Origin of the sequence: Streptomyces sp. NPDC050564 (assembly GCF_044457265.1) — a bacterium.
In the GTDB taxonomy this organism is placed as follows: Bacteria; Actinomycetota; Actinomycetes; order Streptomycetales; family Streptomycetaceae; genus Streptomyces.
In genome coordinates this window covers 24,522-50,172 of sequence record NZ_JBITGS010000022.1, presented here as the reverse complement: position 1 = coordinate 50,172, position 25,651 = coordinate 24,522, and the positions used below count along the sequence as shown (strand labels likewise).

At 70.5% G+C, this 25,651-nt stretch carries 21 protein-coding genes; 7 read left to right on the top strand and 14 right to left on the bottom strand.

What is annotated here, in order from left to right:
• Positions 1–50: 50 nt before the first annotated feature.
• The 3 genes from ACIBK0_RS31215 to ACIBK0_RS31205 form a co-directional block, all read right to left on the bottom strand.
• Positions 51–1,079 carry an ABC transporter permease gene (locus ACIBK0_RS31215; protein WP_399087283.1) on the bottom strand — a complete coding sequence of 343 codons (1,029 nt, stop codon included), beginning with the start codon at positions 1,077–1,079 and terminating at the stop codon, positions 51–53.
• Between the two features lie 620 nt (positions 1,080–1,699).
• On the bottom strand, positions 1,700–3,607 hold the full coding sequence (gene typA, locus ACIBK0_RS31210; protein WP_399087281.1) for a translational GTPase TypA: 1,908 nt from the start codon (positions 3,605–3,607) through the stop codon (positions 1,700–1,702).
• A gap of 373 nt (positions 3,608–3,980) precedes the next feature.
• Entirely contained in the window at positions 3,981–6,251 is a 2,271-nt protein-coding gene (locus ACIBK0_RS31205) for an ABC transporter family substrate-binding protein (RefSeq protein WP_399087279.1), read from the bottom strand.
• Between the two features lie 505 nt (positions 6,252–6,756).
• Here ACIBK0_RS31205 and ACIBK0_RS31200 point away from each other — a divergent pair.
• The 4 genes from ACIBK0_RS31200 to ACIBK0_RS31185 all read left to right on the top strand — a co-directional run bounded on the left by ACIBK0_RS31200 (position 6,757) and on the right by ACIBK0_RS31185 (position 10,685).
• Entirely contained in the window at positions 6,757–7,044 is a 288-nt protein-coding gene (locus tag ACIBK0_RS31200) for a hypothetical protein (protein ID WP_399087277.1), read from the top strand.
• A 109-nt stretch (positions 7,045–7,153) separates the two neighbouring features.
• Positions 7,154–7,975: a hypothetical protein gene (locus ACIBK0_RS31195; protein ID WP_399087275.1), complete on the top strand. Its 822-nt coding sequence runs from the start codon at positions 7,154–7,156 to the stop codon at positions 7,973–7,975.
• The gene (locus ACIBK0_RS31190) at positions 7,975–9,918 is read left to right on the top strand and encodes a fumarate reductase/succinate dehydrogenase flavoprotein subunit (RefSeq protein WP_399087273.1); all 1,944 of its coding nucleotides are present in this window, start codon (positions 7,975–7,977) and stop codon (positions 9,916–9,918) included. The genes ACIBK0_RS31195 and ACIBK0_RS31190 overlap by 1 nt, the downstream gene beginning before the upstream one ends.
• Entirely contained in the window at positions 9,915–10,685 is a 771-nt protein-coding gene (locus tag ACIBK0_RS31185; protein WP_399087271.1) for a succinate dehydrogenase/fumarate reductase iron-sulfur subunit, read from the top strand. Before ACIBK0_RS31190 ends, ACIBK0_RS31185 begins: the two co-directional genes overlap by 4 nt.
• On the opposite strand, the gene ACIBK0_RS31180 is transcribed toward ACIBK0_RS31185, so the two are convergent.
• From ACIBK0_RS31180 to ACIBK0_RS31165, 4 genes are read right to left on the bottom strand one after another with little or no spacing between them, the layout of a single operon-like run.
• Positions 10,666–11,004: a hypothetical protein gene (locus ACIBK0_RS31180; protein WP_399087269.1), complete on the bottom strand. Its 339-nt coding sequence runs from the start codon at positions 11,002–11,004 to the stop codon at positions 10,666–10,668. The two genes, ACIBK0_RS31185 and ACIBK0_RS31180, sit on opposite strands and share 20 nt — an antisense overlap.
• A gap of 11 nt (positions 11,005–11,015) precedes the next feature.
• The gene (locus ACIBK0_RS31175) at positions 11,016–11,309 is read right to left on the bottom strand and encodes a hypothetical protein (protein ID WP_399087267.1); all 294 of its coding nucleotides are present in this window, start codon (positions 11,307–11,309) and stop codon (positions 11,016–11,018) included.
• A 42-nt stretch (positions 11,310–11,351) separates the two neighbouring features.
• Entirely contained in the window at positions 11,352–12,413 is a 1,062-nt protein-coding gene (locus ACIBK0_RS31170) for a phosphotransferase family protein (RefSeq protein ID WP_399087265.1), read from the bottom strand.
• Entirely contained in the window at positions 12,410–13,756 is a 1,347-nt protein-coding gene (locus ACIBK0_RS31165; RefSeq protein ID WP_399087263.1) for a hypothetical protein, read from the bottom strand. The genes ACIBK0_RS31170 and ACIBK0_RS31165 overlap by 4 nt, the downstream gene beginning before the upstream one ends.
• A 178-nt stretch (positions 13,757–13,934) precedes the next feature.
• Between ACIBK0_RS31165 and ACIBK0_RS31160 the strand changes: the two genes are divergently transcribed.
• Complete coding sequence (locus ACIBK0_RS31160) at positions 13,935–15,530, top strand: hypothetical protein (protein WP_399087261.1); 1,596 nt, start codon at positions 13,935–13,937, stop codon at positions 15,528–15,530.
• Between the two features lie 180 nt (positions 15,531–15,710).
• On the opposite strand, the gene ACIBK0_RS31155 is transcribed toward ACIBK0_RS31160, so the two are convergent.
• The 6 genes from ACIBK0_RS31155 to ACIBK0_RS31130 form a co-directional block, all read right to left on the bottom strand.
• Positions 15,711–18,317: a SpoIIE family protein phosphatase gene (locus tag ACIBK0_RS31155; protein ID WP_399087259.1), complete on the bottom strand. Its 2,607-nt coding sequence runs from the start codon at positions 18,315–18,317 to the stop codon at positions 15,711–15,713.
• Positions 18,318–18,563: 246 nt separating this feature from the next.
• On the bottom strand, positions 18,564–18,995 hold the full coding sequence (locus tag ACIBK0_RS31150) for an ATP-binding protein (protein WP_399087257.1): 432 nt from the start codon (positions 18,993–18,995) through the stop codon (positions 18,564–18,566).
• Between the two features lie 131 nt (positions 18,996–19,126).
• Complete coding sequence (locus ACIBK0_RS31145) at positions 19,127–19,534, bottom strand: (deoxy)nucleoside triphosphate pyrophosphohydrolase (RefSeq protein WP_399087255.1); 408 nt, start codon at positions 19,532–19,534, stop codon at positions 19,127–19,129.
• Positions 19,535–19,625: 91 nt separating this feature from the next.
• Complete coding sequence (locus ACIBK0_RS31140; RefSeq protein ID WP_399087252.1) at positions 19,626–19,808, bottom strand: SPOR domain-containing protein; 183 nt, start codon at positions 19,806–19,808, stop codon at positions 19,626–19,628.
• 515 nt (positions 19,809–20,323) lie between these two features.
• Positions 20,324–21,076 (bottom strand): GntR family transcriptional regulator, encoded by a 753-nt coding sequence (locus ACIBK0_RS31135; RefSeq protein ID WP_399087250.1) that lies wholly within the window; start codon positions 21,074–21,076, stop codon positions 20,324–20,326.
• 147 nt (positions 21,077–21,223) lie between these two features.
• The gene (locus tag ACIBK0_RS31130) at positions 21,224–22,447 is read right to left on the bottom strand and encodes a DUF4190 domain-containing protein (protein WP_399087249.1); all 1,224 of its coding nucleotides are present in this window, start codon (positions 22,445–22,447) and stop codon (positions 21,224–21,226) included.
• 349 nt (positions 22,448–22,796) lie between these two features.
• Between ACIBK0_RS31130 and ACIBK0_RS31125 the strand changes: the two genes are divergently transcribed.
• Positions 22,797–23,903, top strand: coding sequence for a threonine synthase (locus tag ACIBK0_RS31125; protein WP_399087247.1), 1,107 nt, complete (start codon positions 22,797–22,799; stop codon positions 23,901–23,903).
• Positions 23,904–24,062: 159 nt separating this feature from the next.
• Here ACIBK0_RS31125 and ACIBK0_RS31120 read toward each other — a convergent pair whose 3' ends face one another.
• Complete coding sequence (locus ACIBK0_RS31120; RefSeq protein ID WP_399087245.1) at positions 24,063–24,509, bottom strand: MarR family winged helix-turn-helix transcriptional regulator; 447 nt, start codon at positions 24,507–24,509, stop codon at positions 24,063–24,065.
• 151 nt (positions 24,510–24,660) lie between these two features.
• Here ACIBK0_RS31120 and ACIBK0_RS31115 point away from each other — a divergent pair, with 151 nt between their 5' ends.
• Positions 24,661–25,644, top strand: coding sequence for an SMP-30/gluconolactonase/LRE family protein (locus ACIBK0_RS31115; RefSeq protein WP_399087243.1), 984 nt, complete (start codon positions 24,661–24,663; stop codon positions 25,642–25,644).
• Positions 25,645–25,651 lie beyond the last annotated feature (7 nt).

The window sequence follows — 25,651 nt, the reverse complement described above, 5'->3', positions numbered from 1 at the left end:
GGCCGGTCGTCGCCGGCTCCCGGGTGGCAGCGGCACCCCCGAACTCGGAGTCAGCGGCCCGTCTTGGGATCGAAGGCGTCCCGGACCGAGTCACCGAGGAGGTTGAACGCCACGACGAAGACGACCATGGCGACACCCGGGAAGAACATGTAGACCGGGTCCTGTTCGTAGATGCCCGACCCGATGGCGAACATCCGGCCCCAGTCGGGGGTCGGTTCGGTGTAACCGACACCGACGAAGGAGAGAAAAGCGACCGACAGGATGGTGCTGGGCAGCATGTAGGTGCCCTGCACCAGGATCGGTGTGACGAGGTTGGGCAGCAGTTCCTTGCGGATGATCCGCCACGGTGAGGCGCCCGCGACCTTCGCGGCCTCGACGAACTCCCTTTCACGCAGGGAGAGTGCGACCGCCCGGATGAGCCGGGCGAGGCCCATCCACCCGAGGAACCACAGCACGCCGATGATCGCGAGCGCGTGGATGTAGGTGGGCGTCTCCTCGTCGGGGGCGACGAACACCGCGGTGATCACCGGCATCGCCGCGATCATGAACAGCTGCTGCGGGAAGGCGAGCAGGAAGTCCGTGAGCCGGCCGAGCCAGTAGTCGACCTTGCCGCCGAAGTAGCCGCCGACCAGGCCGATCAGCACCCCCATGAACACCATCGCGACCGTCGCCGCGAGCGCCGTGTACAGCGAGGTGCGCATGCCGTACAGGAGCTGCATGAACACATCGCGCCCCAGCGTCGGTTCGATCCCGAACCAGAAATCCGACGTGATGCCGCCGTTGGGACCGGCCGGCATGTTGAAGTCGTTCAGGAGCGTGGGGTCGTCCTGCCCGTAGAGCGTGTACGGATTCTTGCCGTACAGCTTCGAGATCAGCGGAGCGAGGGCGGCGATGAGGAAGAAGAAGACCACGATGTACGCGGAGACGACACCGCTGCGGTCGCGCTTGAACCGGCGCCACATCAGCTGGCCGGGCGATCGGCCCTCCAGCTTCTCCGGCACGGCGGAACGCTTCTGCTCGGCCTGCTCGTCGACCTCGGTGGAGGCTTCCGCGCCCTCGATCTCGATCGGACTCGTCATGATTCGTCCATTTCATGGGTACGCCGAGCCCGCGGTCGCCACAGGGTGTGGGCGACCACGGTTCGGACCATGCGGATCAGGAGAGACGTATGCCTAGCGGTCGCTGTGCGCACGGGCGCGGCGTGCGACAACTCGCAGATGAACACGCGTAGTTGGCATCTGGTGCCTCCTCATGACTCAACCGGTGCACGGACAGGAGGGGCCCTTGACTGACCTCCGACACCCCTGACGGAGGGTCAAACACCCCACTGTGCTCGTGAGTCGGCGCTGTCCCCACAGCGCATGACCCATTGACCCGAGCGTTACGCGGCTAACTATCTGACATGAGCCAGATAACCGACCACAGCCTTTAGGTCTCGGTTCCATCACAGCTGACGCGTACATCTTCCAAAATCTGGACAAAATGATCTGAGGGAGAAGCCCGCGAAACGGACGTGTTACATGCGTATCGGGCGGGGGATACCGCATTTCGGACAGCGGGGAGCCGGAAAATGGGTTGCAAAAAACCCGGGTCCCCCCATCCTGGGGAAACCCGGGCTCAGTTGCCGATGATCAGCCATACGGGACGGCGAGAATCAGCCGCACCGGACGACCGTGATCAGCCGAACCGGCGACCGTGATCAGCCGTGCTTGGCGCGGCTCGCGGCGCGGGCGCGCTCGCGGCCGTCCAGGTTGACCTTGCGGATGCGAACGGCCTCCGGGGTCACCTCGACGCACTCGTCGTCGCGGCAGAACTCCAGGGACTGCTCCAGGGAGAGCTTGCGCGGCGGAACGATCGCCTCGAACGAGTCGGCCGAGGACGACCGCATGTTCGTGAGCTTCTTCTCCTTGGTGATGTTCACGTCCATGTCGTCGGAGCGCGAGTTCTCGCCGACGATCATGCCCTCGTACACCTCGGTGCCGGGGTCGGTGAACAGCACGCCGCGCTCCTGAAGGTTCGTCATCGCGAACGCGGTGACAGCGCCGGCGCGGTCGGCGACGAGCGAGCCGTTGTTACGGGTCGCCAGCGTGCCGAACCACGGCTCGTGGCCCTCGTGGATGGAGTGGGCGATACCCGTGCCGCGCGTGCCGGTCAGGAACTCCGTACGGAAGCCGATGAGACCGCGGGACGGGACGACGAACTCCATGCGGACCCAGCCGGAGCCGTGGTTGGACATGTTGTCCATCCGGCCCTTGCGGACGCCCATGAGCTGCGTGACCGCGCCCATGTGCTCCTCGGGCACGTCGATCGTCATGCGCTCGACCGGCTCGTGGACCTTGCCGTCGATCTCCTGGGTGACGACCTGCGGCTTGCCGACGGTCAGCTCGAAGCCCTCGCGGCGCATCTGCTCGACCAGGATGGCGAGCGCGAGCTCACCGCGGCCCTGGACCTCCCAGGCGTCCGGGCGCTCGGTGTCGAGCACGCGGAGGGAGACGTTACCGATCAGCTCGCGGTCGAGGCGGTCCTTGACCTGGCGGGCGGTGACCTTGCGGTCCTTGACCGCGGCCTTGGCGTCCGCGCCCTTGCCGGTGCCACCACGGCCGACCAGCGGCGAGGTGTTCGTACCGATGGTCATGGAGATCGCCGGCTCGTCGACCGTGATCAGCGGCAGCGCGATCGGGTTCTCGGGGTCGGCGAGGGTCTCGCCGATCATGATGTCCGGGATACCGGCGACGGCGCAGATGTCACCGGGGCCCGCCACCTCGGCGGGCTTGCGGGTGAGCGCCTCGGTCATCAGCAGCTCGGTGATGCGGACGTTGGACATCGTGCCGTCGCGCTTGATCCACGTGACGGTCTGGCCCTTGCGGAGCTCACCCTGCTCGACGCGGAGGAGCGCGATACGGCCGAGGAAGTTGTCGGCGTCCAGGTTGGTGACGTGGGCCTGGAGCGGCGCGGTCTCGTCGTAGGACGGGGCCGGGACGGACTCCAGGATCGTGGTGAAGAACGGCTCCAGGCTGTCGCTGTCGGCCGGGACGGTGCCGTCCTCCGGCTTGGTCAGCGAGGCCACGCCGTCACGCGCACACGCGTAGACGATCGGGAACTCGATCTGGTCCTCGTCGGCGTCGAGGTCGAGGAAGAGGTCGTACGCCTCGTTCACGACCTCGTCGATGCGCGAGTCGGGGCGGTCCGTCTTGTTGATGCACAGGATGACGGGCAGGCGGGCCTGCAGCGCCTTGCGCAGCACGAAGCGGGTCTGCGGCAGCGGGCCCTCGGAGGCGTCGACGAGGAGGACGACCGCGTCCACCATCGACAGACCGCGCTCGACCTCGCCGCCGAAGTCGGCGTGGCCGGGGGTGTCGATGATGTTGATCGTGATGGCCTCGCCGCCATCCTTGGGGTGGTACTTCACGGCCGTGTTCTTGGCCAGGATCGTGATGCCCTTCTCACGCTCCAGGTCATTGCTGTCCATCATGCGGTCGTCGAGCGACTCGGCGGCGTGCGCGGCGAAGGCACCGGCCTGCTTGAGCATGGCATCGACCAGGGTGGTCTTGCCATGGTCGACGTGGGCGACGATGGCGACGTTGCGGATGTCGTGGCGCGTGGCCATATTGAGGCGCTTCTCCCGGGGTGAGTGGACGGCCTCCGCTGCGCGGGGCCTGCCGGGCTGAACACGCCACGGCCTTACCCCATGGTACGTGCCCCCGACAGCCCCGACCTCCGCAGGGCGATGACCACGGCCTGAGCTGGGGCCCTGCGCCCCGCCGCAGCCGCCCGCACCGCGGCCCCGCGCACCCCCACCGCAGCCGTCCCGGCCTGGCCCCGCGCACCCCCACCGCAGCCGTCCCGGCCATGGGCACGCGTGCCCATGGCCGCCGTCCCCGCCGGGGGCATTCGCGCCGCCGCCCGCCGTCTCACCGTGGGCACAGCGGTAGCGGGAGCCGGTCGGCGGTGGGGAGAGCCCAGGCCCTAGTGCCCCAGCACTAGTTCTGTGAGGGGCCGGCCGAAGGCTTCGCGGAGGGTTTCAGGTAGCCCATGTCCTCGTAGATCGGGGTCTGGAAGCCGAAGGCGCCGGTGTTGGCGAGGTTCGTGCGGGCGGCGGTGAGCTGGGGGCGCTGGTAGAGAGGGATGGAGCCGGCCGCGGCCCAGATGCGGGCGTCGGCCTTGCGGACGAGCGAGCGCTCCTCGTCCTCGTCCAGCGTGGCGATGGCCTGGTCGAAGAGCTGATCGACCTGGTCCGTGCCGACCCTGGTGTAGTTCTGTTCGACACTGAGGGACCCGTCGGCGGCCGGCACCGGCTTGGCGAAGATGGGGCGGGCGTCGGTGGCCGGGAAGGCGGACGCCGGCCACGAGTACAGCGCCAGGTCGTACTGGCCCGAGGCGATGTGGTCCTTGAAGTAGCTGTCGTCCGAGACCTTCGAGATCTCGGTGTGGATACCGATGCGCTGCAGCATCTGCGAGATGCGGTCGGCGACGGCGTGCAGGGACTCGGAGCCCGGGCCCGAGGGCAGCACGAAGCGGAGCGTGAGCGGCTTGCCGTCCTTGGCGAGCACACCCGCCGCGGCGCCCGCGGGAGCCGCCGTCCCCTTGGGCGCGTACGCCCCCGGCGCCCCGCCCTTTCTGACGTACCGCTGCCCGTCCAGGTGCTTGCCGGCCTGCTCGTCGGCGTACTCCCCCGACTGCTGGCGCTGGTGCCGTTCGCTGTGGTCCTTGGGGTCCTTCTTCTTCTCCCGGTCGGCATCGGAGGGCTTGTCGTCCTCGCCGACGTTGTACGCCCCGTCGTTGGCGTCGGAGGGCTTGTCGTCCTCGCCGACGATGTACGCCCCGTCGTCGCCGGTGCCGTCGGAGTCCGCCTTCTTGCCCTGGGAACCGGCCGCCTTCTCCGTCTTCTTCTGTTCCTTGACCGGCCCGCCGGGCACCCACCCGGCGTCGGTCAGCAGCGCCTGGGCCTCCGCGGTGTTCTGGCCGCCGAGGGCGCCGCTGTTGTCGGCATAGGCCTGCTGGCCCGAGAGGGCGAGATGGCTGCCGACCGGCACGGCCGGCAGGCCCAGCGGCTTCAGCACCACCTGGGCGAGCTCCTGCCGGTCGAGGGCGCGGGCCACGGCACGGCGGACCCGCTCGTCGGCGAGCGGGCCCTCGGAGCCGTTGAGCGCGAGCTGGGTGTAGGCGGGTTCGAGGGACTTGCGGACCACGAAACGACGCAGCGCCGACTGCTGCTCGGCGGCCTTCGCCATCGTCTTGCGCAGCTTCTTGCGGGCACTGGCCTCGTCGGAGGCGGCGTTCTCGTCGGAACCGTGCGCGAGGGCCCAGGACCGCAGCGCCATCGCCGGTGTGATCACGGCGTCGCCCCCCTGCAGCGGGGTGCTGCCCTGATCGCGGGCGGCGAGCGTGATCCGTTCGGCCTCGGAGGGGTCGATCTCGGCCAGATCGAGCTTGTCATCGGCGAGCGCGGTAGCCCGCTGATCACGGGCGACGGCGATCAGATCGATCTCGGAGAGCTTGGTGGGATGGCCCCACCAGCGCGGGTTGCGGGTCAGGCGGACCTGGCCGCCCGTGCGGTCCAGCTCCTTCAGCGCAAAGGGTCCGGCGGTGACCTTCAGCTTCCTTCGCGCCCCGTCGTTGAAGGTGTCCGGGGTGCCCATGACGTCCTTCGGGTACAGCGGTGAGAACAGCGACTTCCAGTCGGCGTAGGGCCGGCTGAAGGTGACCCTGACCTCCAGGTTGTTCTTGCCGCGCTCGATCTTCTCGATCCGGTCGTAGCCGGCGTTGCGGGCCGTCCAGTACGCGGTGTCCTTGCCGGACAGGGCGCGCCACTGGGCGGCGAAGTCGGCGGCGCCGATCTCGCGGCCGTCGCTCCAGACGGCCTGCTGGTTGAGCTTGTACAGCACGACCTGCTTGGGCTCGGTCTCGACGATCTTCGCGGACTCCAGGTAGTCGGGGTTGACCTGCGGCCGCCCGTTCCGGTCGAGCCGGTACATCGACGGCAGCACGGCCCCGGCCACCCGCGAGGTCGCGGCGTCGGCGTCGGCCTGGAAGGTGTTGAGCGTCTCCGGTACGGCGTCCACGGCCCAGCGCAGGGTGCCGCCGTCGGCAACCAGGTCACGGGCCGCGGGCGCGATGTCCTGCCCGGCCACGGGCTGACCCGCCTCGTCCTCCGCGCTGCACGCGGCGAGGACGGGTACCGCGAGCGCGCCCGCGGTGAGGAACGCGACCGAGCGCATCACCGCGCGCAGTCCGACGCCGTCGTGGGACATCACTGCAACCTCCGGGGGCGCTCCGCTGTGGGGCAGGTCGGTTTCTGATCACGTTTGGCGGTATATGGAGTTGATCAGATGTATGCGCCCACTGAAGGGGAGGAGGGCGGCCGGCGGGCGGCGACACGACGGTGCGGGCCGCGAAGTCACCCATGCGGCCCAATGACACCCCGGCGGTGGTGGCCGGCCCGGAGAGGACTTCGCCCCCTCCGCCCCTCCCCGGAGTGGGCTTGTGGCGCAGTTCCCCGCGCCCCTGACAGGGGCGCGGGGAACTGCGCAGTCTTTTGAGCGGGAATCTGGGGGCGCAGCCCGCACGTATGGGACGGGCAGGAGCGGAGGGGGCGAGAAACCCCGGCGCGCGCAGGCGCGTGGCGGCGCGTTCGGGATGGTGCGATCCTGGAATCCGTGCAGATCTCTTCACACGGCCCGGTGTGACGCGCAACACTCGCAGGCGCATGAACGTTGCCGCCTTGGGCCGGAGGGTCCGCGGAAGTGAGGGCAAGTCATGTCCGTGCACGACGACTTGACGTCCGTACAGCGCTGTCTCGACGACCTCGCGAGGTCGGTCGGACGGCTGGAACAGCAGATAGGCACCGGCCTGGAGATGCGCCGGGTGCGGGCGGACGCCGACCACCTGCGCGAGAGCGTCGCGCTGCTGCGCGAGGCCGCCGCCCAGCCGGCCGCGCCACGTCGGCCCGACCTGGTCGCCATCCCCGACACCCCGTACGACAACTCCCTGTGGACGGACTCGGACGACGAGGGCCTCGGCGCCCGCGACCGCCACGCCCCGTGAGCACCCCCGGCGAGCAAGCCGAAGGGTCGACACCGTCACGCGCCGGGGGGCGCACATCCATGCGGTTGCGGCCCGGTGGCGAACCGAGCCCTGAAGAGGAGCAGCAGCGTTGGCCACTGGTACGGAACCCCATCTGAACAGCGGCGGCGTACGGTCCGCCTCGCGGGCCGCGATCACCGCCTCGCATCTGCGGACGGACCGCTGGTGGCTGGCGCCCGCCGCCACCGCGGCCGGATTGCTGGCCTTCGTCGTCTACTCGACCTGGCGGGCCTTCGCGGACACGAACTACTACGCGGCGCCGTACGTCTCGCCGTTCTACTCGCCCTGTCTGGCCGAGCGGTGCGAGACCATGCACGCGGGCCCCAACGCGGACCTCTTCGGGAGCTGGTGGGCCATCTCCCCGGCGATCATCATCCTGATCTTCCCGCTGGGCTTCCGGCTGACCTGTTACTACTACCGCAAGGCCTACTACCGCGGCTTCTGGGCGTCGCCGCCGGCCTGCGCGGTCCCCGAGCCGCACAAGAAGTACACCGGCGAGACCCGCTTCCCGCTGATCCTGCAGAACATCCACCGGTACTTCTTCTACGCGGCCATCATCGTCGCCGGGATCCTCACGTACGACACCGTGCTGTCCTTCCGCGACGAGCACTACAACTGGGGCCACATGGGCCTGGGCACCGTGGTGTTCCTGGTCAACATCGTGCTCATCTGGTCGTACACCGTGTCCTGCCACTCCTGCCGGCACATCGTCGGCGGGAAGCTCAAACACTTCTCCAAGCACCCCGTGCGCTACCGGATGTGGCAGTGGGTGGGGAAGCTGAATGCCCATCACATGCTGCTCGCCTGGGCATCTTTGGTGAGCGTGGCGCTTGCCGACTTCTACGTGTACCTGCTCGCGTCCGGCGCCTTCGACGATCCGAGGTTCTTCTGATGTCCGTGGTCGACCGGCAGGAGTGGGACGTTGTCGTGGTCGGCGCCGGGGGTGCCGGACTGCGCGCCGCCATCGAGGCGCGGGAGCGCGGCGCCCGTACGGCCGTGATCTGCAAGTCCCTGTTCGGCAAGGCGCACACCGTGATGGCCGAGGGCGGCATCGCGGCGGCGATGGCCAATGTCAACGAGCACGACAACTGGCAGGTCCACTTCCGCGACACCATGCGCGGCGGGAAGTTCCTCAACCAGTGGCGGATGGCCGAGCTGCACGCCCAGGAAGCGCCCGACCGGGTATGGGAGTTGGAGACCTGGGGCGCCCTCTTCGATCGTACGAAGGACGGGCGGATCTCGCAGCGCAACTTCGGCGGCCATGAGTATCCGCGGCTCGCGCACGTCGGCGACCGGACGGGCCTGGAGCTCATCCGGACCCTGCAGCAGAAGATCGTGTCCCTCCAGCAGGAGGACATGAAGGAGACCGGGGACTACGAGAGCCGCCTGAAGGTGTACCAGGAGTGCACCGTCACCCGGATCCTCAAGGACGGCAGCCGCGTCTCCGGGGCCTTCTGCTACGAGCGCGAATCGGGCCGTTTCTTCGTCCTCGAAGCGCCCTCCGTCGTGATCGCCACGGGCGGTATCGGCAAGTCCTTCAAGGTGACGTCGAACTCGTGGGAGTACACCGGGGATGGTCACGCGCTCGCCCTCCTTGCCGGGGCGCCGCTGCTGAACATGGAGTTCGTGCAATTCCACCCGACGGGCATGGTCTGGCCGCCGTCGGTGAAGGGCATCCTCGTCACCGAGTCGGTGCGCGGCGACGGCGGAGTGCTCCGGAACTCCGACGGCAAGCGGTTCATGTTCGACTACATCCCGGACGTCTTCAAGGAGAAGTACGCGCAGTCCGAGGAAGAGGGCGACCGCTGGTACGAGGACCCGGACAACAACCGCCGTCCCCCCGAGCTGCTGCCCCGGGACGAGGTCGCCCGGGCCATCAACTCCGAGGTGAAGGCCGGCCGCGGCTCCCCGCACGGCGGAGTCTTCCTTGACGTCTCGACCCGTATGCCCGCCGAGGTCATCCGGCGTCGGCTGCCGTCCATGTATCACCAGTTCAAGGAGCTCGCGGACGTCGACATCACCGCCGAGTCGATGGAGGTCGGCCCGACCTGCCACTACGTGATGGGCGGCATCGCGGTCGAGTCGGACACGGCGGCGGCACGCGGCGTACCCGGCCTCTTCGCGGCCGGCGAGGTCGCCGGTGGCATGCACGGCTCCAACCGGCTCGGCGGCAATTCGCTCTCCGACCTGCTGGTGTTCGGGCGGCGGGCCGGACTGCACGCGGCCGAGTACGCGGCTGGGCTCTCCGAGGGCCGTCCGGCCGTCGACGACACCCAGGTGGACACCGCCGCCGCGGAGGCGCTGCGCCCCTTCTCGGCCGAGGGCCCTCAGCCCGGCGAGGAGAACGGGCGGCCACCCGAGAACCCGTACACCCTGCATCAGGAACTCCAGCAGACGATGAACGACCTGGTCGGCATCATCCGCCGCGAAGCCGAGATGGAGCAGGCCCTGGAGAAACTCGCGGACCTGCGGGTACGGGCGCGCCGGGCGGGTGTGGAGGGTCACCGGCAGTTCAACCCCGGATGGCACCTCGCCCTCGACCTGCGGAACATGCTCCTGGTCAGCGAATGCGTGGCACGGGCCGCGCTGGAGCGTACGGAGTCCCGCGGCGGCCACACCCGCGAGGACCACCCGACGATGGACCGCGCCTGGCGCCGGATCAACCTGCTGTGCCGACTGACCGACCCGACGGGCGGATTGGCGGCGACCGACCCCGTACGCGGCCAGATCGACCTCGTACGCGAGACCACCGAATCCATCCGCTCCGACCTGCTCTCCCTCTTCGAGAAGGAGGAGCTGGTCAAGTACCTCGCCGAAGAGGAGCTGTACGAGTGAGCAGCTATGAGGCCCGCTTCAAGGTGTGGCGCGGGGACGTCAAGGGCGGCGGCCTGGAGGACTTCAAGGTCGAGGTGAACGACGGTGAGGTGGTGCTGGACATCATCCACCGGCTCCAGGCGACCCAGGCCCCCGATCTGGCCGTGCGCTGGAACTGCAAGGCGGGCAAGTGCGGTTCGTGTTCGGCGGAGATCAACGGGCGGCCGCGGCTGATGTGCATGACGCGGATGTCGGTGTTCACGCCTGAGGAGACGATCACCGTCACACCGCTCCGCGCCTTCCCCGTCGTACGTGATCTGGTGACGGACGTCGGCTTCAACTACACGAAGGCGAGGGAGGTCCCGGCCTTCGTGCCCCCGGCGGGCCTCGGCCCCGGCGAGTACCGGATGCAACAGGAGGACGTCGACCGCTCGCAGGAGTTCCGCAAGTGCATCGAGTGCTTCCTGTGCCAGGACACCTGCCATGTCGTCCGCGACCACGAGGAGAACAAGCCGGCGTTCGCGGGCCCGCGCTTTCTGATGCGGGTGGCGGAGCTGGACATGCACCCGCTGGACGCGGCGGCGGAGTCCGGCCTGGACCGCAAGCGCACCGCCCAGGACGAGCACGGCCTCGGCTACTGCAACATCACCAAGTGCTGCACAGAGGTCTGCCCCGAGGGCATCAAGATCACCGACAACGCCCTGATCCCCTTGAAGGAACGGGCGGTCGACCGCAAGTACGACCCGCTGGTGTGGCTGGGGTCGAAGATCAGGAGGCGGGAAACGTAGGAGACGTGGGGGCACTGCCTCCGCGTCTACGGTCCCGGCATGCGCGCTGCCTCATCACGGCGGCGGCGAGTATGCCGGCGCATGCCACGACGGTTAGGGCGATCGAGACGGTGCCGGGACCGAACAGGGCCAGCCACAGCGGCACAAGCGCGAGCGAAGCGGCGAGCACCAGCATGCCCTGGCCCCAGAGCCGGGGCCGGACCACACGGCGACGCTCGCGCCCGAGCACCCAGCCCACGCGGATGGCGGCAACCCCCGCGACGGTCATGATGCCCAGGAGGAAGCCCTCGGCGAGCCCCGCGGTATAGCGCCAGTCCATCGCTGCGCTCCTCAGACCCGACCGGGGCGTTGCGCCGCCAGCTGGAGCATGTTGCCCGAGAGGCCCACGGCGAAACCGACCCAGGCGAAGGGATTCGGGTCGGCGGGCGGGCCGTGGAAGGGCCCCAGGAAAAGGAACATCGACATGCCGACGGCGGCCATGAGCGCGCCATATCCCCACAACTGGGGCCGGAGTACGCGGCTGCGGCCGATCGGCGGCACCCAGCCCGTGGTGACCGCGGCGACGCCGACCCCGGCCAGGCCGAGCAGGACCAGCACGGCCGCTGCGACCAGAAACGTGTTCATCCGTCCCCTCCCCCGAACGTGCCTGCGTGGCGCGCCCTCAGATCATGGCACGCGGGGATTCGGGTCCTCCAGAAACATGACCGTCTGTTGAAGGTTGTACTCCGCGATCCCGCGCATGAGCTCCGGCTCCGGGAAGTCGCCGTCGAGCAGCCGCAGCGGGCCCGCGACGAGGGAGAGGTGCATCGCCAGGCGGTAGAGGCGCAGCCGGTCCTCGTCGAGGCCGTCGGCGCGCAGGGCCGCGTAGTGCTCCTGGAAGCGCAGGCGCAGGAACACGTGCTCCCACTCAGCGTCGAAGTACATCAGGCCCTCGATGTCGATGAGGACCGGATGGCCGCCGGCGTCCACCAGGACGTGGTCCGGACCGAGTTCGCCATGGATGAGGCTGTGGTGACCGCGCGGGCGGATCGCGGCGGCGAGGTCCTGCACGCGGTCGTGGAGCGCCCCGCGCACGGCGGCGATCCGGTCGTCCCGCGCCGCGGCCTCCGCCAGGTCGACCAGGGCCCGGTCCCGCACCACTAGCTCGCACGAACCGCCGTACGAAACACCACCGTTGTCGACGAGGGCGACCTTGCCGAAGCCGGGGGCTCGGTGGCCGCGCAGGGTGTGCAGGGCGTCGGCCAGCTCCCGCAGGGGCGCCGCTGCCGCCGCCGGATCGCGGTTCAGCAACTCCGCCAGGCTGCCGCCGCGCACGTCCTCGACGACCGCTGCGTCCGCCGGGAGGTGCGTGTGGGAGCGGTCGGCGACGAGGAGGCGCGGGGTACGGATGCCGAGCGCGGTGAGCCGGTCGTGCGAGGCCGTGAAGAGATCGATGCCGGTAGCGTGGGAGAAGGGGTCGCGGTGATCAGTGGCGGCCGACGGATCCCCCAAGGGTTCCATCGCGGGTTCCATCAGGGGTTCCATCGGGGCCGTCGGCCAGAAGTCCTCGTCCGGGGACCAGACATACGTGATCGCTGTGGAGTCGTCGTCGAAGGTGAGGCGGTAGACGCCCTTCTTGCTGCCGCCGCGCAGGCGCGCGGCGGCGGTGAGGGTGCGGCTGGGGCCGACGACGGCGCGGGCGAGGGCGGCCAGGTCTTCGCGGGTGAGCGGGGTGCGGGTGCCGGTCATTCGACCCACCCTTCCCGATAGGCCGTCCAGTCCGCTTCCGTGGCGGCGAAATCCACGTACAGGGCGACGCCGAAGTGTGCACGGTGGCGATCCGTGCGGGAGAGGCCGAGCCGGGTGCCGCGTACGGCGGCCGCGACGGTCTCCGCCGAGCCGTGGTGGCTCAGGTCGTCCTCATGGAAGAACGGCAGGCCCATCAGCAAGTCCGTGGACTTCGGGGTGACTTCGAGGGCGAGGGAGGTCTGCTGCGCGACATAGCCGCCGTACAGGCTCTCCAGCGGCATGGCCGTGTCGTACGACATGACGGCGATCTGGTCGACGCGGCGGGCGACCTGGCCGAAGTACCGCTGGGACCACCACTTGGGGTGTCCCGTGAGGGTGCCGCGGAGGGAGTGGGCCGCCGGGAGCGGGTCGATCTGGTGGGCGGCGATGGAAAGGGGAACGCCACGGGCCTTCGTGACCCGGTGCAGGTCGTCGAGGAGGGAGAGGTAGTCGCGGTCGCCGGAGTGGAGGGGTTCCAGGTCGAAGTGGACGCCGTCGAAGCCGGCATCGAGGATCTGGCGGGTGGAGCGCACGACGGCGTCGCGGGTCGCCGCGCGCTCCAGCCGCAGCCCGTCCGGCCCCTCGCCGGCCAGCTCGTCACCGAGCCAGGCCTGGACCCGTACGCCGGGCAGTCGGCGGTGCACGGCCGCGATCATCCAACGGGCCGACGGGTACGCCGTCTCGGGCAGCGTCCCGTCGTGCTCCAGCGGTCCCGCGTGCACGTACAGATCCCGGATACCGGTACTCCGCAGCCGCGCCGCCAGCGCCTTGACGTCCGGGTCCGCCTTCCGCCCGTCCACCCAGGCGTGGCCCAGCCAGATGGCGTCCCGGTTTCTGGTCTGTGTGCCCGGTGCCGGGTCTCCGGCGTAGTCCACCCGGAGGGCGATTCCGGCGGCGAGGGAGGGGAGGAGAAGGGCGAGGAGGAGCGTGAGGGCGATCCGTTTGGGCCAGCGGAGGCGGGGGTGCCGCCAGGTCCGGGCGATCCGGCGGATCGGGGCGGGGACGGCACGGCGCGGGGGCTCCTCGGGGGCAGCCGTCGGGCCTTCCCCGGCCGTCCCGGAGGCCGCGTCGGAGGCCATCCCGGAAGCCGCGTCGGAGGTCGCCTCGGAAGCCGTCCCGGAGGCCGTCCCGGAAGCCTTGTCGGAGGCCATCCCGCAATCCGTCTCGGTGGCCGCGTCGGAAGCCGTGCCGGAAGCCGTGTCCGTGGGGTGCTCTCCGGTGGTGCGGTGATCACCGGGCTCGGGCTCCCCCTCACGCCCCGGCCGCGTCGTTCCCGTGTTCGCCGCCGGCTCGGTGTGGGCCACGGGGGTTTTCGCCCCCGGTTCCGTCCCGTCCGCACGGCCTTTCCCCGTGGATTCCGTGCGTCCTATATCCATCCCCCGTGCCCCTCCCGTACGCCCCCGTATCCCCTCGTACCTTAGGCGCCCCCGCCTCGGCGCACCCCGGTCGCGTCGGCGCGCAAGCGGTCATACGCTCCCAAATGTGACGTCGCCCCAGAGCCGAAACCGATCGCGCCGAGCCGCGTCCCACATAGCCGTGCGGGTGGCGCATGCCGTGCTCGGGGGGCTGGTGGCGGTGGGGTGGTTGGTGCTGCCTCTGGCGACAGTGGGGGCCAGGGACGCGGCGACCGTGACGCCGAGCGTGCGGGTCGCCGACAAGATGGGGGCCGCCCAGGAGGCCGAGGGTGCTCCGGGACAGGACGGGACCACCACCGGGGATCTTGTACTGCCCCTCGTCGCGGTGGGCGCCGCGGCGGCACTGGCGGCGTACGGGTACGCGCGGCGCCAGCGGCGGGCGAGGACGCGCACGACACCCGGCGGCGCCCCGCACGGCGCAGCGTCGGTCCACGAACTGGACGTTCAGACACGGCAGTTGCTGGTCGACACCGACGACTGCGTCCGCACCAGTGCCGAGGAACTCGGTTGCGCCACGGCCCAGTTCGGGGACGAGCCGGTCAAGCCGTACGCGGAGGCACTGGCGTACGCGAAGTCCGAGCTGGCGGCCGCGTTCCGGTTGCGGCAGCGGCTCGACGGCGCGGCACCGCAGGACGGCCGGAGCATGCTGGAGGAGATCGTCCTCCGCTGCACCGAGGCGGGGCGGCGACTGGACTCGGAGGCGGCCGGGTTCGACCTGCTGCGCGCCTTGGAGCGCAACGCGGCGGCCCCCCTGGAGAGAGCGGAGACCCGTTTCCGTGAGCTCGCCACGCGCACCCCGGCCGCCCAGACGACACTCGGCGACCTCCACAAGCGGTACGCCCCCTCCGCGTCCCTCCCGGTCGCCGGCCACGTCGAACAGGCCAAGGACCGGCTGGTGTTCGCCACCGTCCATCTCAACCAGGCGCGGCAGTCCCTCGACCGGGGCGACAGCGGGAAGGCGGCCGCGTATCTGCGCGCCGCGGAGGGGGCCGTCGACCAGGCGGCCGCCCTCGTGGACGGTGTCGAGCGGCTCGCCGCCGAACTCGCCTCGGCCACCGAGCAGTTGCCCGCCGCGCTCGCCGGGGTGGAGGGCGACCTCACGGAGGCCCGCGGCCTGCTTGCGACCGCGGGCGCCGGCCGACTGCCCGGGCGTGTCGCGCACGCAGAGTCGCTGCTCGCCCACGTGCGCCGGGAGACGGCGGCCGGTCCGTACGACCCCCTCGACGCCCTTCGTCGCATAGCCGAGGCGGGCACGACGCTCGCCGAGGCGGGCGACGGGGGCTTGCCCGACGAGCGCGTGCGCGCCCTGCTCGGGCACTTCCTCCTCCCCGCCAGCAGCGCCGCTGCCGTCGCGGCGGATTTCGTCACGACGCATCGGGCGGCTGTCGGATGCGAGGCGCGGACGCGGCAGGCGGAGGCGGAGCATCTGCTCGCCGGCCCGTCCCCCGGCCTCTCCGAGGTCCAGCGGGCCGATGACCTCATCCGTCGGGCGCGGGAGCTGGCGGAGCGGGACGTGCGGGCGTACGGGAACCCGTCCGGAGGCGACGAGGGCGTCGGAGTGGGCGGGGCCGTGCTGGGTGGCATCCTCCTGGGGCACGGTGGCGGGCCCGCGAGTTTCGGCGGACCCCGCACGCGGGCGCGGAGGGCGACACCGGCGGCCTGACCCTGGCCCGGTGCCTGTGCCTGTGCCTGCGTCTGTGCCGGTGCCGGTGCCGGTGCCGGAGGTTTTCGCCCCCTCCGCCCCTGCCCGTCCCGTACCTGGGGGGCTGCACCCCCAGACCCCCGCCAAAAGATCGCGCAGTTCCCCGCGCCCCTGAAACGGGCGCGGCGAACTGCACTGTGCTCAGAACAGACTCAGCAACGCCTCCGCCGGATCCCTCAGCCCCGTCTCCCCGTCCGGCAGCGGGAGTTCGAACCACACGGTCTTCCCCCGGGGGGTCCGTCGCGATCCCCAGGCCGCGGACAGCAGCCCCACGAGCTGCAATCCCCGCCCGCCCTCGTCCGTGTCACGGGCCCGCCGCCGCCGCGGCTGGACGAGCCCCGCGTCCCAGACCTCGCAGACGAGGGTCCGGTCGAGAAGGAGCCGCAGCCGGATCTCGCCCTCGCCGTAGCGCAGCGCGTTGGTCACCAGCTCGCTGACCAGGAGCTCGGCCGTGTCGACGAGGGGCTCCAGGCCCCAGGACACCATCTGCGTACGCGCGTACTCGCGGGCACGGCCCACGCTGCGCGGCTCGCGCGGCAGCGTCCAGTCGCCGACGGACTCGGCGGGCAGCCCCTGGACACGTGCCATGAGCAACGCGATGTCGTCCTCGCCGTGGTGGGTGTCGAGGGTGTTGAGGATGTGGTCGCAGACGTCCTCCAGGGGGCTGGAGGGGTCGGTCAGGGCGCCGACGAAGGCTTGCAGGCCCTCGTCGAGAGGATGGTCGCGGGATTCGACCAGTCCATCCGTGTAGAGCGCCAACAGTGCACCTTCGGGCAGTTCGACCTCCACCTCCTCGAAGGGCTCGCCGCCCACCCCGAGCGGCATCCCCGGCGGTACGTCGAGCATCAGCGCGCTCTCGCCGGGTTCGACCAGCACCGGCGGCAGATGGCCCGCGTTGGCGAAGGTGCACCGGCGCGTCACGGAGTCGTAGACGGCGTAGACGCATGTCGCGAGGTACACCTCGGAGAGGTCGGCGTCGCGCGGCTGGCGGGCCGCGCGGGTGGCCTGCTGGACGCCGCCGGGCGTGCCGAGGCCGCGTGCGATCTCGTCCAACGCCGAGAGGACTTCGGCGGGTTCCAGATCCAGAAGCGCCAAGGTTCTCACGGCCGTACGGAGTTCACCCATCGCCACCGCGGCGCGCAGGCCGCGTCCCATCACGTCTCCCACCACCAACGCCGTGCGGTGGCCGGGGAGTTCGATGACGTCGAACCAGTCGCCGCCGACCTCCGTCGCCGCGTTGCCCGGCAGGTATCGGCAGGCGATGTCCAGGCCGGAGGCCTCCGGGTCACCCGGCGGGAGGAGGGACCGTTGCAGGATCAGCGCGCGCTCGTGCTCACGGCGGTACAGCCGCGCGTTGTCCATACAGACGGCGGCGCGCGCGGCCAACTCCACGGCGAGCGACCGGTCACGGTCCCCGAACGGCTCGCTGCCCTTCGTACGGGAGAACTGGGCGAGCCCGACGACGGTGTCGTGGGCGACCATCGGGACCGCGAGCGTGGACTGGATGAGGCCGCCGTCCTCAGCGGGGATGTGCTGGGGGCGCGCGGTGCGCAGGGCGTCCGCGCAGAGCGAGTTGAAGGGGTAGTGGTGGACCGCGCCCACGGCCACGGGTGCCGGGCCGCCGACGAAGGGCGCGTCGGAGACGGCGCTGGCGAAGGCGACCCGGCGGAGTTCGGCGCTGCCGTCGGCCAGGCCCGGCGGGGTCTCGTCGCCGGCCAACAGGCCCTGATACAGATCCACCGTCGCCAGATCGCAGAAGCCCGGGACCACGACGTCGAGGAGTTCGCGTGCGGTGGTCTCCAGGTCGAGGGAGTTGCCTATGCGGGCGCCGGCCTCGTTCAGAAGGGCGAGATTGCGCCGGGCTGCGGCCGCTTCACGGGCGGCGGCGCGACGGGCCGTGATGTCGGTTCCGAGCCAGGCGATGCCGATGGGGCGCCCGCTGCCGCTGTGCACGCGGTAGAGGTTGACGGACCAGTGGCGGCGCTCGTCGGAGCCGGGCACATGGCCGGTGACGTGCATGTCCGTGATGGAGTCGCCGGTATCCAGGACGCGCCGCAGGGTCGCGGCGACGCGCTCGGCCTCGGCGCGCGGCAGATAGTCGTGGACGCCCTTCCCTCGGTGGTCGTCCACGGTGCCGCCGAAGGTCGAGGCGAACCGCTGGTTGGCGCGCCGGACCCGCAGATCGGTGTCGATCAGCAGGAAGCCGAAAGGAGATTGGCCGAAAATCGCCTGCGAGGCGGCGAGGTCCGTCTCGATGCTGCGCAGGGTACGGACGTCCACGACGATGCATACGGCGGCCCGCTCGCCGTCCTCCGTAGTGGTGGGCATCACGTAGACCTCGGCGAGCCCCTCGGCGCCCTCGCCGCCGTTCGCGGGGGCGGGCATCCGAAAGGGGACCACACCGGTCCACTCCCGGCCGTCCAGGATCTCGGCCATCTTGCGCTGCCCGAAGTCACGTCGGTCGGGGGCGACGAAGGCCTCGATGGGGTCCATGCCGACGGCGCGCTCGGAGGAGATGCCGAAGAGCTGCTCGGCCCGCAGGCTCCACTGGTCGACGAGCCCGTCGGCGCCTATGGAGAACGAGGCGACCTTGATGTAGTCGTAGATCGAACCGGGCGGACTGCTCTGCCACATCGCGTCGCCCGCACCCTCGCCGGGCGTCATGCGCGCGGAATCTCCCGCGGCATCAGTCCTCGCGCCGTCCGACGGGTCCTCGGACTCCGTGGCCCTCGCTGGTATCTCGCTCACGCGAACCGTCCCCTCCAGCTCACCGCGTCCGGCACCGGTCACCGGGGGCGGCTGCCCGCAGTATCCAGCACTACGGCGCCGCACAACACGGTGTTCACGATCACAGCACGGTCCCGATGGTTTTTGGACCGGCCGCGACATACTCCCAGTCTTCTAACCAGGTGGAGCCCCATCGAATCAAAGAGTCCAGTCAGCACCAGTGGCCTGAACCAATCGGTCGCACGCCCCCCCCCGGCCGACGCGCCGTCAGCCGGGCACCGCCAGCTCGAACCAGACCGTCTTTCCGGTGCCCCCGGGGCGGGTCCCCCAGCGCCGGGAGGAGCTGGCCACGAGCTGGAGTCCACGGCCGCTCTCGTCGTCCACGTCGGCGGCCCGTTCGCGGGGCGGATCCGGCAGCGGGTCGGAGACCTCCACCAGCAGGGCGCCGGGCACCCCGACGGGACGCACCAGCCGTACACCGATGGGGCCGGTGGCGTGCCGCAGGGAGTTCGTCACCAACTCGCTGACCAGCAGCGCGGCGATGTCACCGAGGGAATCCAGCTCCCAGGAGCGCAACTGACCCCGGACGACGGCGCGGGCGGTACGGACGGCACCCGGTTCCGCGGGAAATGTCCACTCGGCGCAGTCGCCTTCGGTGTCGATCAAGCCGATCACTTCCCAGGCCAGGAACCCACACATGTCCGGTTTCGTGGGGTTAATGGGCACATACCCGATATCCGCGAGGCCTTACCGCGCATGAAGGCGCACTGTGGCGCGAACGGCGTACGAGACCCACCATCCCGTCCACTCCTACGCCCCGAAGAGCCCCTCTACGCCCCCGCGTCCAGCCTCAGCAGCGCGCCCTTCACCGCCGGCACATCCGCGTCCAGCCAGTCCACGTCCCAGATTTCGCCGGGGGTCAGCCAGCGCAGTTCGTCGTGGTCCTCCAGGGGCCGCGGCTCGGCGGAGCCGGGGAGCAGCCTTGCGGTCCACACCCTCAAGACGTACCCCGGCTTGAGAGGCCACTCGCCGGGGACCCTCTCCAGCGGCTCCGCCTCGACGCCGAGTTCCTCACGCAGTTCCCGTACGAGGGCGTGCTCGGGATTCTCGCCCGGTTCGACCTTGCCGCCCGGCAACTCCCAGCGCCCGGCCAGTGCGGGAGGCGCGCTGCGGCGGGCGGAGAGCAGACGCCCCTCGCTCAGCAGGGCGGCTCCGACCACCACGATCCGTTCCGTCATGCGCCGGAGCCTACGGGAGCGGCGCGAGGCTCCGGCGGCGCGGATCACCACCTGACGGCGGCGAGGGCGATCACTCTGGAGGCGAGCACGATCACCTGGATCCGTTCTGCCCGATCCGCTCGACCCAGTAGAGCTGCTTGTGCCTGCGGTCGTCGAGGCTGTCCGCGATCTTCTGGGCCTCGGCCCGGGTCGCGTACCTGCCCACGCGGTAGCGATTGCCGTTGTCGTCCTGCCGTATGACGAGCCAGGGAAGAGTGATCGTGCCGTCGTTCATCGCGCCCCTCCACTTCCCGCCCCGGGCCCCCGCCGTGCCCCGCTCTCCAAGGAAACCGCAATCCGCATATGCCCGAGCCTACGCCTAACCTTCACGCAGCGAATACGGCTTTTCACAAAGAGGTACGCATGAGGTACGCCATAGGTGCGCAACCAGCCAGGACGGCAGGGGACGCACGCCGTCGAACGCGCTGTCGACCGCCCTCCGCGCGCCCCCTAGCAGCGCGAAGTCCCGCCCGGGAATGGCTCTTGAGAAAGGCCAGATTCCAACCGGGCTTCCCGCGCGGTCCACTTGGCGGACGCCGTGGGTCGGTCCATGGATGGCGTCGGCCACTTCACGGCCTGCGACACCCGGCCGCCGCACGGACAGTGCTCCATGGTTGCTTCACGGGCAGGTGACGCGCGGGCAGGTGGTTACTTCACGGACAGGCCATGCGCGGGCGGGTGGTTACTTCACGGACAGGCCATGCGAGGGCGGGTGGTTACTTCACGGACAGGCGATGCGCGGATACGCGGTTACTTCACGGGCAGGTGATACGCGATCCGGTACCGGTCCGCCGGGACGACGACGTCGGCCGTCTCGACCGGGCGACCCGAGGCGTAGAAGGTCCGCTGGATGACGAGGACGGCATGCCCGGGTACGCCGCCCAGCGCGAGGAGTTCTTCGGCGAGACCTGGGCGCGCTCCCACTTCCTCCGTGACGTTGTCCACGATCACGTCGATGGCCGCCATGCGCTCGACGACGCCCATGCCGCCGAGCGGGCCCTCCTCGGGGAGCATCACCGGCGTACGGCCGGTGACGGCGAGGGGCTCCCAGGACGTGGAGAGCATCATCGCCTCGCCGCCGTCCCGGTAGACGTAGTGCGTGCACATCACGCGGTCGCCGGGCTGGACGGACAGACGCTCGGCGATCTTGCCGCTCGCCTCGACCTGCCGACTGTAGGACTCCCAGGTGCCGCGCGCGGAGATGTCCGCCTGCTCCTGACGGAACGGGGTCGCTCCGCTGTCCGGCCGGTACCCGGAGCGGGCCACCCGGCGCGGCACCGGCCGCTCGCGCACATACGTGCCCGACCCGGAGCGGCCCTCGACCAGGCCCTCGGCCATCAGCACCTTGCGCGCCTCCAGAGCCACCGTGTCCGAGACGCCGTACTCCTCGCGGATCCTCGCCTGTGACGGGAGGCGGGTGTGCGGTGGCAGCGAACCGTCGACGATCTTCTTGCGGAGATCGCCCGCGACGCGCAGGTACGCCGGCTGCTCACCGAAAGTCACTGGCCGCTCCCATCAGATTGTACAGACAGCAACAGCGTGGCAACCGTGGGTTGTGCCATGCAAGCGAAGGCCAGAGAATCACTCGATGTGATGAGTTGTGACCCCCGAGGGCTTTACGCAGGCACTTTCTCCCCGGTATAGCCGCCGTCACACCTCGAAGCCGGTGCCGCTTCCTCCGCCGTCCTGGCCACCGCCGTTCCGGTCGGACGGGGGCGGGGTGGTGGTGAGGCCCAGAGCCTTGCGTGTGGTGACCGTCTTCTCGGGGTCGATCAGCTTCATGCCCTTCTCGTAGTACGCGTAGAAGGTGTCCGCGTCCTGCGCGTCCGCCGCCTTCGCCCACTCCTTCCGGGACAGCTCGATGTCCTTCACGAGGGCGTCGACCGGCGTGCGGACCGAGGGGGCGAACGCGTAGCCGCGCAGAATGCTCGCCTGCGTCGTGAGCGCCACCGAGACCCTGGTCGCCCACTTCTTGTGGCCAGGCAGGTCGTCCTCGACGTACTCCTCGTCGGGCGCCGAGTCCATCGCCGCGTTGATGCCCTGTGCGGCTCGCAGATAGGCGAGTTGGTCCGCGTCGAGCGTGGTCGCGTCCTTGCGCAGCGAACCCGTCAGGTCGCCCTTCTCATCGGTGTTCCCGAACATGCAGGTGATCTCGCGGTCACCGAGGCGCCAGCTCTGCCGCGTCGGCGTGAAGTAGTACACGTCGACGTTGTCCGGGACGGCCCAGGCGTCCATCGCGTACTCGTCCCGCAGCGCGTAGCACTTCTCGTCCGCGGAGTCGGTGATCGCGCCGTCGCCCGGGTAGGCGCCCTTCTCGGCCAGGTGGAAAGCGGCGAAGACCTCGGCGTCGTGCTCCCCCGCGCACGGCACCTTGTCGACGTCGTAGGCCATGCCCTCCAGGGCGCCGCCCGGCGTGTCGAAGCACTCGCCCTTCTTGAGCGAGAAGGCGGCGCCGCCCGAGCCGTTCGCCCCGTCCTTGAAGCCGTCCCAGAAGTCGCGTGCACCGCCGGTGGCGACCGCGACGGCGAGCAGCACGGCGCCGATCGACGACATGACCATGCCGCCCACCGCCATCCCCTTGCCGCGCTCGCCCCGCTTCTTGATCTGCGCGAGCGCCACGATCCCGAGCACCAGCCCGACGGCGGGCAGGAAGCAGAGGATGCCGAGCACGAGCGCGGAGATCGCCAAACCGTTGACGGGCGCCGGACGGTTGTACGGGGAGTAGCCCTGGCCCCAGGGCTGGTACGGCCCCGGATAGGGGGTCTGCTGGTACGGGTACGCACCGGGCGGCATCCCCGGAGTGCCCGACGGCAGCCCTGGAGGGGGGTACTGACCCTCGGGCTGCTGCGGCCCGGGCGGCGGGGGTATGGCCACGAGTACCTTGCTCCTAGTCCAGGCGAGATGGAGCCTGCGTACGACTGCCACATGGCTGCGCGCATCGTAAGCGCGACACGGGCGGGGACGTAATGGAGGTGACGAACGCGACGATTCGGACGGGCAACGACCTGACGGCGCGTTGGCGGGCACGGTGTCGCAGGGCACGGTCGTCTCGGCGGCCGGAGTGTGGCCCCTACTCGACGAGGAACGGATGGGCCCGGGGCAGGTGTCGAGCGCAGCGTAAGGGCCCTGCAGCGCCGCAACGTGACTGCTCTATACCGGTCATGACACAACGTCACCAACCGGCACATCCACCCCCTGCTCCACCTGCGCATAACCTGCGCACATGACACCACTGCCGGATTGCTTCTGCCCCACGGACGGCACCCGCGTCCCGGCCGGCTCCCTCACCTGGTGCTGTCCGGTCTGCCGCGGACCGCTCGATCTGGACTTCGCGCCGACGCCCGCGCCCCTCAAGTCCCTCACCGGACGGGTGAATTCACTGTGGCGCTACGCCGAGTGCCTGCCACTGGCCGCACCCACGGTCAGCCTGGGTGAGGGCCGCACCCCCCTTGTCCCCCTCCGGGACGGCATCTCCGCGAAGCTCGACTTCCTCATGCCGACCCTGTCGTTCAAGGACCGCGGGGCGGTGCTGCTGGCCGAGCTGGCGCTGCGGCTGAAGCCCCGGCAGGTGCTCGCGGACAGCAGCGGCAACGCCGGGACGGCGATCGCCGCGTACTGCGCACGGGCCGCACTGCCGTGCACGGTGTACGTCCCCGAGGGCACCTCACCGAAGAAGCTGGAGCAGATCGAGGCACACGGGGCACGGCTGCGCGTGGTCGAGGGCGACCGGGAGGCGACGGCACGGGCGGCGCGCGAGGCGGCGGACGAGGACGGCGTCTTCTACGCCTCGCACGTCTTCAACCCGTACTTCCTGCACGGTACGAAGACCTACGTCCACGAGCTCTGGGAGGACCTCGGCGGACGGCTCCCCGATGTCGTCGTCGTGCCCGTCGGCAACGGCACGCTGCTGCTCGGCGCCGCCCTCGCCGTCGCCGAACTGCACGGCGCGGGCCTCATCGATCGCCGGCCCGCCCTGTACGCCGTCCAGTCCGCGGCGGTCGCTCCGCTGGCGCATGCCTGGTCCGAGGGCGCGGACGACCTCGTCGGCGACACGCCCATGGCGCCCACCTTCGCCGAGGGCATCGCGATTCCCCGGCCGCCGCGGGCACGGCAGATCCTGCGGGCGGTGCGGGAGTCGGGCGGCTCGTTTCTCACGGTGACGGAGGACCAGATCCGGCACGCACAGATGGACTTGGCTTCGCGGGGGCTGTACGTGGAGTCGACGGGGGTGGCTTGCTGGGCGGCCGTTCGGGAGGGGGCGCTGGGGGAGCGTACGGCGGTGGTGCCGTTGTGCGGGGCGGGGGTGAAGACGGGGCTGGCGCGGGGGTAGGGGGTTTCGCCCCCTCCGCCCCTGCCTCTTCCCGTACCGGCCTTTCGGCTGCGGACCTGTGGGGGCTGATCTCGCAGTTCCCCGCGCCCCTTTCAGGGGCGCGCCCCCAGGGGCGGGACGGGTAGGAGCGGCGGGGGCGGACTCTACGTGTGGCGCTGATCAGACCTGCGGCCGTTCCCTTTCGAGGAGCGCGACGCACCGGCCCAGCAGCCCGACCAGCGCGTCCCGCTCCTCGTCCGTGAACTCGGCGGCCAGGGCGCGCTCGACCCGTACCGCACGGCCGTCCGCGTCGGCCATGACGGTGCGGCCCTCGTCGGTGAGCCGGGTCTCCAGGACGTTCTTGTGCCACTCGTGCGGGGTGCGCTCGATGAGGCCGCGGTCCTGGAGGTTGTTCAGGATCGTGTTCATGGTCGGGGGCGTGACCACGCAGAGGCGGGACAGGGCGGCGGCCGAGATGCCGGGGTTGGTACTGAGGTGGAGCAGCGCCGAGTACTGGGCGACGGTCACGCCCGCCGGTTTGAGGACCGCGGTCTTGGTCGCGTTGAGAGCCTGCTCGGCCCGCTTGAGGTGGGAGCCGAGGCGCTCGGACACGGGCATGGACGTCATCTCCGCATGGTAGCGGCGCACGGTATGGGCGATACGAAGATGAGCCCTCACGCATGCATAAATACATTGACGATGATTAGAGTTCTAACTTAGATTCGTACTCGTTGCTCATCCTCAGGAAGTTTCGAGAAGCCGACCGAGAGGCACCGTCGTGTCCGGTTCGATCCAGCGCCGCACCTTACTGACCGCCGCCGCCCTGACAGTGGCGGCGACCGCCGTGGGCACACCGCCCGCGACCGCCGCACCTCGCATCTCCACCGCCTACGAACTGCCCGGCGACCGCGCCTACCCCGAGGGCATCGCGGCGGACCCGCGTACGGGCGACCTGTACGTGGGCTCGTACACCACCGGCGCCGTCTACCGGGCGACACCCGGCCGACGTACGGCCGAGGTCTTCCTGCCCGCGGGCACGGACGGCCGGAACACCGCCAACGGTCTGAAGGTCGACCGGGCGGCCCGCCTCTGGGTGACCGACTCGACGTCCGGGGTCGACGTCTACGACCTCCGCTCCCATGCCCTGCTGGCCCGCTTCGACGTACCCGGCGACGCGCCGCGCTTCGTCAACGATCTGGCGATCACCGCGGACGGCAGCGCCTATCTGACGGACAGCGTGCGGGAGGTCATCTACCGGGTGACACCGGCCGACCTGGCGCGGGCGGTCTCACACGGCGGCCGCTCCTCGCTGACCACGGCCTACGACCTCAGCGGCGTCGTCGCCCCGCACCCTTCCGGCACCTTCACCCTGAACGGGATCGTCGCGGGGGACGGCCTGCTGCTCACCGTCGACATGACCGCGGGCGCCCTCTACCGGATCGACCTCGCCACCGGTGACGTACGCCAAGTCGCCCTGTACGGCGGCGACCTGGTGAACGGCGACGGTCTGGAACTCGTCGGTGGCACGCTGTGGGCCGCCCTCAACAGGACCAACACGATCACCCGCTGGCGCCTGTCGGCCGACGGCACCGCGGCCCGTCTGGAGCGGAGCGTCACCGACACCGCGCTCCAGATCCCGACAACACTCGTCCGCCGGCACGGGCGCACCCTCGTCGTCCGCTCGCAGTTCGACAAGGGCGGGCCGATGGGGCCGGGCACGCCCGAGACCCCGTTCACCGTGGCGTGGGTGCACGGGATCTGACCCGCGC

Coding starts and splice junctions, on each gene's coding strand:
- ACIBK0_RS31215 (WP_399087283.1), bottom strand. CDS start 1,079: ATGACGAGTCCGATCGAGATCGAGGGCGCGGAAGCCTCCACCGAGGTC.
- typA (WP_399087281.1), bottom strand. CDS start 3,607: ATGGCCACGCGCCACGACATCCGCAACGTCGCCATCGTCGCCCACGTC.
- ACIBK0_RS31205 (WP_399087279.1), bottom strand. CDS start 6,251: ATGTCCCACGACGGCGTCGGACTGCGCGCGGTGATGCGCTCGGTCGCG.
- ACIBK0_RS31200 (WP_399087277.1), top strand. CDS start 6,757: ATGTCCGTGCACGACGACTTGACGTCCGTACAGCGCTGTCTCGACGAC.
- ACIBK0_RS31190 (WP_399087273.1), top strand. CDS start 7,975: ATGTCCGTGGTCGACCGGCAGGAGTGGGACGTTGTCGTGGTCGGCGCC.
- ACIBK0_RS31180 (WP_399087269.1), bottom strand. CDS start 11,004: ATGGACTGGCGCTATACCGCGGGGCTCGCCGAGGGCTTCCTCCTGGGC.
- ACIBK0_RS31175 (WP_399087267.1), bottom strand. CDS start 11,309: ATGAACACGTTTCTGGTCGCAGCGGCCGTGCTGGTCCTGCTCGGCCTG.
- ACIBK0_RS31170 (WP_399087265.1), bottom strand. CDS start 12,413: ATGACCGGCACCCGCACCCCGCTCACCCGCGAAGACCTGGCCGCCCTC.
- ACIBK0_RS31150 (WP_399087257.1), bottom strand. CDS start 18,995: ATGTGTGGGTTCCTGGCCTGGGAAGTGATCGGCTTGATCGACACCGAA.
- ACIBK0_RS31145 (WP_399087255.1), bottom strand. CDS start 19,534: ATGACGGAACGGATCGTGGTGGTCGGAGCCGCCCTGCTGAGCGAGGGG.
- ACIBK0_RS31140 (WP_399087252.1), bottom strand. CDS start 19,808: ATGAACGACGGCACGATCACTCTTCCCTGGCTCGTCATACGGCAGGAC.
- ACIBK0_RS31125 (WP_399087247.1), top strand. CDS start 22,797: ATGACACCACTGCCGGATTGCTTCTGCCCCACGGACGGCACCCGCGTC.
- ACIBK0_RS31120 (WP_399087245.1), bottom strand. CDS start 24,509: ATGACGTCCATGCCCGTGTCCGAGCGCCTCGGCTCCCACCTCAAGCGG.